5 protein-coding genes and 3 pseudogenes are annotated in these 10186 nt (G+C 57.1%); 4 read left to right on the top strand and 4 right to left on the bottom strand.

What is annotated here, in order from left to right; translation table 11 throughout:
• Nucleotides 1-155: 155 nt before the first annotated feature.
• Nucleotides 156-758, top strand: a pseudogene (gene istA / locus BJ928_RS37020) (IS21 family transposase); the annotation flags it as partial.
• Nucleotides 759-951: 193 nt separating this feature from the next.
• Here the strand turns inward: istA and BJ928_RS37015 are convergent.
• Nucleotides 952-1927 (bottom strand): annotated as a pseudogene (locus BJ928_RS37015) (IS110 family transposase).
• 134 nt (nt 1928-2061) lie between these two features.
• Here BJ928_RS37015 and BJ928_RS37010 point away from each other — a divergent pair.
• Nucleotides 2062-2823 (top strand): annotated as a pseudogene (locus tag BJ928_RS37010) (IS21 family transposase); the annotation flags it as partial.
• Nucleotides 2824-2905: 82 nt separating this feature from the next.
• Here the strand turns inward: BJ928_RS37010 and BJ928_RS37005 are convergent.
• Nucleotides 2906-3310, bottom strand: a complete 405-nt coding sequence (locus BJ928_RS37005) for an NUDIX domain-containing protein (RefSeq protein WP_052228050.1) — start codon at nt 3308-3310, stop codon at nt 2906-2908.
• Nucleotides 3311-3572: 262 nt separating this feature from the next.
• On the opposite strand from BJ928_RS37005, the gene BJ928_RS37000 reads away from it, so the two are divergent.
• Nucleotides 3573-4988: a cytochrome ubiquinol oxidase subunit I gene (locus BJ928_RS37000; protein ID WP_047636783.1), complete on the top strand. Its 1416-nt coding sequence runs from the start codon at nt 3573-3575 to the stop codon at nt 4986-4988.
• Nucleotides 4978-5982, top strand: coding sequence for a cytochrome d ubiquinol oxidase subunit II (cydB, locus tag BJ928_RS36995; protein ID WP_047636782.1), 1005 nt, complete (start codon nt 4978-4980; stop codon nt 5980-5982). The genes BJ928_RS37000 and cydB overlap by 11 nt, the downstream gene beginning before the upstream one ends.
• A 503-nt stretch (nt 5983-6485) precedes the next feature.
• On the opposite strand, the gene BJ928_RS36990 is transcribed toward cydB, so the two are convergent.
• Nucleotides 6486-8783: an FdhF/YdeP family oxidoreductase gene (locus BJ928_RS36990; protein ID WP_047636780.1), complete on the bottom strand. Its 2298-nt coding sequence runs from the start codon at nt 8781-8783 to the stop codon at nt 6486-6488.
• A 127-nt stretch (nt 8784-8910) separates the two neighbouring features.
• Nucleotides 8911-10125, bottom strand: coding sequence for a tryptophan synthase subunit beta (gene trpB / locus BJ928_RS36985; protein ID WP_047636779.1), 1215 nt, complete (start codon nt 10123-10125; stop codon nt 8911-8913).
• Nucleotides 10126-10186: the final 61 nt, after the last annotated feature.

The following is a 10186-nucleotide window of genomic DNA, read 5'->3' as shown; positions in this document are numbered from 1 at the left end:
GGCTCGCCCGTTGAAATCGTTGCTGCATAGCTGATCCTCCGATGAACCAGCAGAAGCATCATCCTCAACAGCAGCAAATGTGAGTCAGAGCCCAATTTTGACCCCCCACCTGTTTCGTCTGACCATCCGTCTTTTGCTGACGGATGGAGGGGGAGTTGAAGCGAGTGGATACGATTGCGCGTGTTCGTCGAGCCTTCCATGTTCAGGGCTGGTCGGTGAAGAAGATCGTTCGGGAGCTGCATGTGTCCCGCAACACGGTGCGCAAGATTCTGCATTCCGATGATACTGACTTTTCCTACGAGCGAGAACGCCAGCCGCTACCGAAGACCGGGGCTTGGAAAGCCGAGATCGAGCGCTTCCTGGCCGCGAACGAAGGCAAGCCACCTCGCGAGCGACTGACGCTGATCCGGATTTACGAAGAGCTTCGGGCACTGGGTTACGACGGTAGTTACGATGCGATCCGCCGCTATGCGAAGGGATGGTCAAAGGACCGGGGTGCCGTGACGGCCGAGGCCTACGTGCCGCTCTATTATGCGCCCGGCGAGGCTTATCAGTTCGACTGGAGCCATGAGATCGTTCTGATCCAGGGCGTGACGACGACGGTGAAGGTTGCGCATGTCCGGCTCTGCCACAGCCGGATGATGTTCGCGCGGGCCTATATGCGTGAAAGCCAGGAGATGGTCTTCGACGCCCACGACAAGGCCTTCGACTTCTTCCGTGGCACCTGCACGCGCGGCATCTATGACAATCTAAGGACGCCTCCCGGGCGAGGTGAACATTTGGCGGCACTCGGCATTGGATGCGTGAATCTATCCGGCCTATCGCTGGAGCTATCACGCTCCTGGCCTTGATGGAGTCCGCTACTTCTGTCCTTATAACATGATCGACCTTTTTGGCCTTGTCGTAGATCAGGATCCGAAGCTGCGGTCCGTGCCGTTACGCCATCAGTTCTTACCTCGCATTCATCATCGCCTTATAGGCAATGATTGGCAAATAACTATTGTGCGGCATAGCGCTCCTGTCGCGTGAGCAAGGCCCATGCTACCCGTGCGGTCTTGTTGGCAAGCGCCACGATTGCTTTATTAAATCCCCGGCGAGCGACTAGCTCTTTCAGCCACTGCGATCGGCGATCGTCGTGACTGGCAAGTCGGCTGATGACTGCGCGTGCACCATGGATCATCTGGCGACGTAGATAATGGTTCGCTCGGCGGCCAATTCCACCAAGCCGTGGTTTGCCGCCAGTCGAGTATTGTCGCGGGACCAGTCCGATCCAAGCCGCCAGCTCTCGTCCGGATTTGAAGTGACGTCCGTCCTCAACGCTAGCAACCAGTGCCGTTGCAATGATTGGACCGACGCCTGGCAGTTCGGACAAGTGGCGGCAATCTTCTCGCTCGCGGCAAATCTCGGTAATCTTCCTGTCGAGCCTGGCAACTCGGTCATTCACATCGGTGAGTTGGTCGAGGAGTTCGAGGAATAGCTCGCGCCCGAGATCGGAGAGAGCCGCATTCTCGATAGCCGAGGGTGCCTGGGATGCAAAGCGCCACGGTCCTTGCGGCAAAACGATTCCATATTCGGCGAGAAGGCCTCGAGCGTGGTTGATCAGCGACGTACGCTGTACGATCAGACGCTCTCTAATTCTATGCAGCGACTGAAGGTCTTGCTGTGCGGTGGACTTCACCGGTACGAACCGCATGGTTGGACGTGTCGCAGCTTCATAAATTGCCGCAGCATCTACGGCGTCGTTTTTGGAGCCGCGAACGAAGGGCTTCACAAAGCGAGGGTTGATGAGCAGCACCTCTCGCGCATTATCTTTGAATTCCCGCCCCCAGTGATGCGCACTGGCGCACGCTTCCATAGCAATAGTCTTTGGAGCGAGTGCGTTAACAGTCTCGGCCAACTTCGATCTGCTGACCTTGCGCGACAAAATAGCGCCATCTGCACCAATGCTGTGCAGATGAAACGACGACTTTCCGAGATCGATCGCGAGCAATTCGAATGTCATGACTTCCTCCTTTGGTTGGCCTTTCATTCTGAAGGTTCGGAGGGAGGCGTCCATCCCATAACATGAAGACGGCGGTGGAGGCTGTCTTTATCGGCAAGGAACGGCTCTACAATCGCCGTTTCCTGCAGATGTGCAGCCATTATCTCGTCCACCCCGTAGCCTGCACGCCAGCATCCAGCTGGGAGAAGGGACAGGTCGAGAACCAGGTCGGCCTTGTGCGCGAGCAGTTTTTTACGCCGCGTCTCAGAGTCAAAAGCCTGGAGGAACTGAATGTCTGGCTGCTCGATAAATGCGTTGCCTATGCCAAGGCTCATAGCCAACCCGAACAGACGGCGCAGACAGTTTGGCAGATGTTCGAAGCCGAACGCAGCAGCCTCGTGCGCTACGTTGGCCCATTCGATGGCTTCCACAGCGTTCCGGCCTCGGTGTCGAAGACCTGCACCGTCCGCTTCGACAACAGCAAATACTCGGTCCTGTCGACTGCCGTTGGTCGCCCCGTCGAGCTTCATGCCTATGCGAACCGGATCGTCATCAAGCAGGATGGGGTGACGGTCGCGGAACATCAGCGCAGCTTTGGCCGCGGCGATACCGTCTATGATCCCTGGCATTACATCCTTGTCCTCGCTCGCAAACCCGGTGCCTTGCGCAACGGTGCTCCTTTCCGGGAATGGGTTTTGCCAGCCGCGATGGAGAAGGTTCGCAAGCGGTTGAAGAGCGTCGATGACGGTGACCGACAGATGGTCACCATACTCGGATGCGTGCCCGCCGATGGTCTTGCTGCGGTCGAGGCAGCTTGCCAGGAGGCGCTTGAGCACGGTGTCAGGAGGCCCCCGGCATGACCTCAGACCAAGCCAAGTAACATGGGTTTCAAGAACTGGCTCCGCATGCGCTGTAATGGGACTATCACTTCTGGTTTAGAAACTCCTTAGCTGCGGCGTGTAGGTCAGGGTGTGCCCATTGGTCGCACGTGCCTGCGGAACAAGTGAACCATACGTCTAGCGCCTCGCTATCATGTGGGTGGTCTATCTGAGCATGTCTATTGTACTGACAGACCACGAGATTGTTATAAAACCGATCGGTCCGGAAAAAAGTGAGGGAGACCTGGGTGGGATCTATTAAACAACCCGTTTCCTCCAGTACCTCGCGCGCGCCAGCCTCCTGCCAGGTCTCCCCGCGCATTTGATATCCGCCTGGAAGACCCAGGAGACCGTACCCCGGATCCCGAGCACGGCGGATCACAAGCAGCTGCCGTTGTTCGTTGTAAACGAGGACGAAGACCGTCGTTAGGGCGTTATCGTAAGTTTTCATGTTCGCTTTCATGGGATTGCTAGTCAGTCGGACACTCCGGCGGCAACCTTTGTACCATTTGCGAGCGCGTGGTCACATTTCTTGGCTGAAGCACTTCGACGCTGAACGGAATACAAGCAAATCCGCACCGCCCCCCCCAGATACCCAGAGAGTAAATGTCGCCCCGAGGGTAAAACCGATTCGCTCGCGCCTGCGTATACCGGGTATCAGCAACTACGGACAATGTTGCTCAACTGTTAATCGGTAGAGGGATGCGATAATCATGTTCGACCATCTCGACGCGTCGATTTTTGCCAGGGCGCAGTTCGCTTTCACGGTTTCATTTCACATTATCTTCCCAGCCTTCTCTATTGGGCTTGCTAGTTATCTCGCTGTTTTAGAGGGTCTTTGGCTTTGGAAGAAAGAGCAAGTCTATCTGGAACTTTTCAATTTCTGGAAAACAATATTTGCGGTCGCGTTTGGTATGGGCGTCGTCTCCGGCATCGTTATGTCTTACCAGTTCGGAACCAATTGGAGCGTATTTTCCGACAAGGCCGGCCCCGTGATCGGCCCACTCATGGGCTATGAGGTGTTGACCGCGTTTTTTCTCGAGGCGGGCTTCCTGGGTGTCATGTTGTTTGGGCTAGATCGGGTCGGCCCGAAGCTCCACTTCGTTGCAACCTGCATGGTCGCCGTCGGGACCCTCATATCTGCGACCTGGATATTGGCCGTTAACTCATGGATGCAGACACCTGCAGGCTTTGGTTTAAACGATGTTGGGCAATTCATTCCGCTTGACTGGTGGGCCATTATTTTCAACCCATCGTTTCCCTACCGTTTCGTACATATGGTCTTGGCCGCGTATCTTACCACCGCGTTTGTCGTCGGTGCCGTCGGCGCTTGGCATCTTTTGAAAAACACGGCGCCCCGACGTTCCCGAACGATGTTCTCGATGGCCATGTGGATGGCGACAATCGTGGCTCCAATCCAGATCGTTGCAGGAGATGCACACGGGCTTAACACGCTCGAGCACCAGCCTGCCAAGGTGATGGCGATGGAGGGCCACTACGATAGCCATCCAGGCGGTGCGCCTCTGATCCTGTTTGGCATCCCAAATCCATCGGAAAAGCGTATCGATTACAAAGTCGAAATTCCAAAGATGTCGAGCCTCATCCTCAAGCATGATCTCAACGCCCCGTTAGCCGGCCTCGACACGATACCCGAAGAACGCCAGCCCCCAGTCGCCGTTCTATTCTGGTCGTTTCGTGTGATGGTCGCGATCGGATTTGCCATGCTCGGCATGGGCGCTTGGAGTTTATGGTGCCGTTGGCGCGATACGATGGGGACCAACCAATGGCTCCATCGGGCAGCTGTTGGAATGGGCCCCGCAGGCTTCGTCGCCGTGCTGTCAGGCTGGCTCACAACAGAGGTTGGACGTCAGCCATTCACGGTCTACGGTCATTTGTTGACGGCAGATTCAATGTCTCCCATTCAGGCCCCTGCTGTTGCGGCATCGCTTCTCGCATTCGTCGTGGTCTATTTCGTGGTCTTTGGCGCCGGTACGTTCTACATTCTGCGTCTGATGAAGCGTCTGCCGCGCGACCCAACGCCGGTGCTTGAAGAGGGACCACTTCGGACAACCGGTATCACGCCTGGTCCGATGGCTGGAACCCATGGGAGTGCGCATCATGGAAATTGATCTGCCGATCGTTTGGGCGGGCATTATCGCCTTCGCGGTTATCGCTTATGTACTCTTGGACGGCTTTGATCTCGGCGTCGGCATACTATTTCCGCTTTTTACAGAAAAGAGAGATAGGGATGTCATGATGAATTCCGTGGCGCCTGTTTGGGATGGCAACGAAACATGGCTGGTGCTTGGGGGAGGCGGTCTGTTGGCTGTTTTTCCTTTGGCCTACGCGACGATCCTGCCCGCTTTGTATGCGCCGATCATCGCCATGCTGCTCGGTCTTGTCTTCCGAGGTGTTGCCTTCGAATACAGATGGCGAACCCAGCGCGGCGAGTTTCTCTGGGACTGGGCTTTCGCCGGTGGTTCTATTCTCGCCGGCTTCTCGCAAGGTGTGGCTCTCGGGGCGCTGGTGCAAGGTGTTCCGGTTGCAAACCGCTCATATGCTGGCGCATGGTGGGACTGGCTAACACCGTTTTCGGTCACAACCGGCATTGCGCTTGTCACTGGATATGGCCTGCTCGGAGCTACCTGGCTTGTCATGAAGACACGCGGTACCCTGAACGAAAAATCGCGAATTATTGCGACACGTGCGTGCATCGGCCTCATCGTCGCTATGGGTCTTATAAGTATCTGGACACCATTCTTAAACGCCGTTTATTTCGACCGCTGGTTCAGTTCTCCGACAGTAATTTTTAGCGTTATAGTGCCGCTTTTGGTCGCCTCGTGTTTTGCGGTACTGCTCCACGGGATAAGAAAAAAGCGTGATGCGCAGCCTTTCATTGCTGCGCTGGGGTTGTTTGTTCTCGGCTATATAGGCATCGCGATCAGCTTTTATCCGTTTATTGTACCGGGCTCGGTCACGATATGGGACGCTGCGGCACCAGATAGCAGCCTCGCATTTCTACTTGTAGGAGCGGTCGTGTTGGTACCGATGATCCTGTTTTATACAGGATATGCCTACTGGGTTTTCCGTGGAAAGGTGGATCCTGAAGAGGGGTATCATTGATGAAGGAGACGAGTCTGCCGCGAAAATTGCTTTGGTTCGTTACTCTTTGGGGAGCTGGCGTATTCACGGTCAGTCTAGTTGCCATTTTTATCAAAGCGTGGCTGACTTTGTAGACTGGAAAGTAAGCTATTTTCGCCCGGATCGATATACAATTTCTCAGGGCAACTTTGTACTGCTGGGAACGGGATAAAGATGTTTCGAGATCTAAACGAATATAGGCCTCGTCGCCCTGAACCGCCGGACAGGAAGCCGCAGCAGCTCACGCGAAAGCAGGAAAACGTTATTTTCACAGTGATATTCTTCAACGTCGTTATGGCACTCTTTGGACCTTTTTGCGGCTCATCCGTAATCGAAGCCGTGATCTCAGTTTTCGGACGTTTTTAGTTCGGTCGCTGCTCAACCCACATCTGAGCGGCATTCGCCGATATTCGCAAGGCTTGTTTTCTAAGCTGGCGAACACCGGATAGTTAAACCGAGTCACGCGTCGTCAAGCGGGCCGGACTTTACTGCGACGGTGTTCCGACGACCGTCACCGGAACGCCCTTGTAGGAAGGCGTGCCCGACTGGTGGTCGAAGTGGCGGAGCGACATCACGGCGTTCATCTCCGGATAGTAGCCGGCGATCGATCCCTGCGGGATGTCGTAGGCCACGGCCGTAAAGCCGCTGACGACATGATCCTCGGGATCATCAGAAATCAGCCCGCGGATATCGATACGGTCGCCATCCTTCAGGCCGCGGCGTGCGAGGTCGCCGGCATTCATTAAGATCACGTCGCGCCGACCGAAGACACCGCGGTAGCGATCGTCGAGGCCATAGACCGTCGTGTTGTACTGATCGTGGCTGCGGATCGTCGTGAGCACGAGTGCCTGCTTGCCCTCCAATGCCGGGTCTTCCGCGAGGCCGGGCGCCAGCAGGAAATTCGCCTTGCCGCTTTCGGTGTTCCAGCGGCGAAAAGAGGCGGCGACATCGAGGCGGAAGCCACCGAGCTTGCGCACCCGCGTGTTGAAATCGGCAAAGTCGGGAAAAACGACCTCGATCTTGTCGCGGATGCGGTCGTAATCGCCGATCAGGCCGTCCCAGTCGATGCTGTGACGACCACCGAGTGTCGCCTTGGCGATCCCGGCGATGATCGCGGGCTCGGAGCGGAGCAGCTCACCGGGCGGATTGAGGAAGCCGCGCGATGCATGCACCATCGACATCGAATCCTCGACAGTCACCGCCTGCGGCCCGGAGGCCTGTGTGTCGAGGTCGGTGCGGCCGAAACAGGGGAGAATGATCGAGGTCTTTGCCTTGAGAAGCTGCGAACGGTTCAGCTTGGTGGCGATATGGACCGCGAGATCAAGCTTGCGCATGCCTTCGAACGTGGCGTGGTGATCCGACATGGCGACCGCCAGGTTGCCGCCGAGGCAGATCAGCGCCTTCGACTGGCCGGCGATGATCGCTTCGATCGCTTCGATGGCGTTATGGCCCTTGTCTGATTTCGGCCGGAAGCCAAAGGCGCGCTCCATGCCGTCGATCAGCGCCTTGTTGGGAATTTCGGTGATGCCGACCGTGCGGTCGCCCTGGACGTTGGAATGGCCGCGGATCGGCGCGATGCCGGCGCCCTGGCGGCCCAGATTGCCGCGCAGCATCAGCAGGTTGGCAATCTGCTGAACGTTCTGCGTTCCGCGGGCGTGCTGGGTGATGCCCATGCCATAGCATATGATGACATTCTTCGCTTTGACGTAGACGGCGGCGGCTCTCTCGATCGCCTCTCTCGAGAGACCGCTTGCCGCGGTGATCTCATCCCAGCTGGTTGAAGCGATGTCGGCGCGCAGTGCATCGAAGCCTGCGGTATGCTCGCTGATGAAGGCCCTGTCGAGCACCCCGGAACCGCCGGCATCGATATCCCGCTGATCCGTCTCAAATATCGCCTTCATCATGCCCTTGAGCGCACCAAGGTCACCGCCAACGCGGAGCTGGTGATAGGCCGAGGCGATCGGTGTCGAGGACATCGTCACCATCTCGATCGGGTCCTGCGGGGCAGCGAAGCGCTCGAGCGCCCGCTCCTTCAGTGGATTGAAGACGACGATCGGCACGCCACGGCGCGAGGCCTCGTGCAGGGTCGTCATCATGCGTGGATGATTGGTGCCGGGGTTGTGCCCGAAGGAAAAGATCGCATCCGCATGGTGGAAATCTTGAAGCGTCACCGTTCCCTTGCCGACGCCGATCGATTTAGGCAAGCCGACGCTGGTTGCCTCGTGGCACATGTTGGAACAGTCGGGGAAATTGTTGGTCCCGTAGCCGCGGACGAAGAGCTGGTAAAGGAAGGCAGCCTCGTTTGACGCCCGCCCGGAGGTGTAGAATTCGGCTTCGTCCGGGTCGGCAAGCTTGTTGAGTTCGGCGGCGATCTGTGTAAACGCGTCGTCCCAGGCTATAGGCTCGAAATGGTCACTGGCAGGATTATATCTGAGCGGCGATGTCAGCCGCCCGGCATCCTCGAGCTGGTGGTCCGTCCAGCTCCAGAGTTCGGCGACGCTGTGCTGTTCGAAGAAGGCGGTGTCCGTCCGCTTCGCCGTGGATTCCCAGGTGATCGCCTTGGCGCCGTTCTCGCAGAATTCGAAGGACGATGTGTGTTTCGGGTCGGGCCAGGCGCAGCCGGGACAGTCGAAGCCCTCGGGCTGGTTGGCCTTGAGCAGCGTCCGGCTGCCCTGGGCAACGATCTGCTGATGCGCCAGCGTCTTGGCCACTGCCTTCAACGCATCCCAGCCACCAGCGGGGTGATCGTAGCGCTCGATCCCTTCTGGACGCTGATCTTTCATGGATATGCTCCCGGTTCGTGTTAAAACTCAAGTGCGACCTGCCAGACTATGGCTACGATACGGCAGCCACGCGCTTTTGGGTACCATGCAAGTTCTTTTGACATCCAACAATCATCGTGATGGTCCCCTAATTGTTCAGGTTCAAAAGGCTGGACACGGTGAAAATGTCTTTGTCACCACGGCCGCAGAGATTGACGATGATGATCTTTTCCGGCGTCATGAGTGGCGCTCTCTTCATAACCTCGGCGATTGCATGAGACGGCTCCAGCGCCGGAATGATGCCTTCTACGACTGAGAGAAACTGGAATGCCTCCAGCGCTTCGAGATCGGTTGCGGATGCGTAACTGACACGTCCGCTTTCCTTGAGCCAGGAATGCTCAGGCCCAACGCCCGGATAATCAAGGCCGGCGGAAATTGAGTGTCCCTCGTTTATTTGCCCGTCTTCATCTTGCAAAAGATACGTTCGGTTTCCGTGCAGAACGCCAGGCTGACCCTTCGTCAGCGATGCGCAATGTTCGAATGTATCAAGCCCTTTGCCGGCAGGCTCAACGCCTAACATGGAGACGCCAGGATCGGCGAGGAACGGGTGGAACAAGCCGATCGCATTTGAACCGCCGCCGACAGCCGCGACCAAGAGATCTGGCAGGCGCCCCTCTCGCTCCAAAATCTGCGCACGCGCCTCTCTGCCGATCACGGATTGCAAGGTTCTCACCATTTCCGGATAGGGATGAGGCCCCGCTGCGGTTCCGATCAGATAGTAGGTGTCGTCGACGTTCGAGACCCAATCGCGCAACGCCTCGTTCATCGCATCCTTGAGGGTGCAGTTGCCCGAGGTCACGGATCGTACCTCGGCGCCCAGTAGCCTCATTCTGAAGACGTTGGGCGCCTGTCGCTCGATGTCTGTCGCGCCCATGTATATAACGCATTGGAGACCGAAGCGGGCAGCCATCGTGGCGGTGGCGACACCGTGCTGGCCCGCGCCTGTCTCGGCGATGATGCGGCGCTTGCCCATCCGCAGGGCAATCAGAATCTGGCCGAGACAGTTGTTGATCTTATGCGAACCCGTGTGATTAAGCTCGTCCCGCTTCATGTAAACACGCGCGCCGCCAAGGCGCTCACTCAAGCGTTCAGCGAAATAAAGCGGACTGGGTCGGCCGACATAAGTTCGCGACATTTCGTCAAGCTGATCCCAGAAAGATTGGTCGGTCTTCGCTGCCTGCCAATTCTCGGTCACTGCGATCAGCAGTGGCATGAGCGTCTCCGCCACGAAGCGCCCACCAAACTTTCCGAAAAAACCGTTTTCGTCAGGCAAGGCGTTGGCGTTTACTGACATCGGATACATACTCTCACTCCTGGAATATCGTTCAATATGGAGTTGCCGGAATTCGGATCTCGCAAAAGGT

The sequence above is a fragment of the Rhizobium sp. WW_1 genome (assembly GCF_003610155.1).
In the GTDB taxonomy this organism is placed as follows: Bacteria; Pseudomonadota; Alphaproteobacteria; order Rhizobiales; family Rhizobiaceae; genus Rhizobium; species Rhizobium tropici_A.
The sequence above is the reverse complement of the archived record's forward strand: the minus strand, read 5'-3'. Positions and strand labels throughout refer to the sequence as shown.

Bases quoted from the DNA above. Each gene is read 5' to 3' on its own strand.
- trpB (WP_047636779.1), bottom strand. From the start codon at position 10,125: ATGTATCCGATGTCAGTAAACGCCAACGCCTTGCCTGACGAAAACGGT.
- BJ928_RS36990 (WP_047636780.1), bottom strand. From the start codon at position 8,783: ATGAAAGATCAGCGTCCAGAAGGGATCGAGCGCTACGATCACCCCGCT.
- cydB (WP_047636782.1), top strand. From the start codon at position 4,978: ATGGAAATTGATCTGCCGATCGTTTGGGCGGGCATTATCGCCTTCGCG.
- BJ928_RS37000 (WP_047636783.1), top strand. From the start codon at position 3,573: ATGTTCGACCATCTCGACGCGTCGATTTTTGCCAGGGCGCAGTTCGCT.
- BJ928_RS37005 (WP_052228050.1), bottom strand. From the start codon at position 3,310: ATGAAAACTTACGATAACGCCCTAACGACGGTCTTCGTCCTCGTTTAC.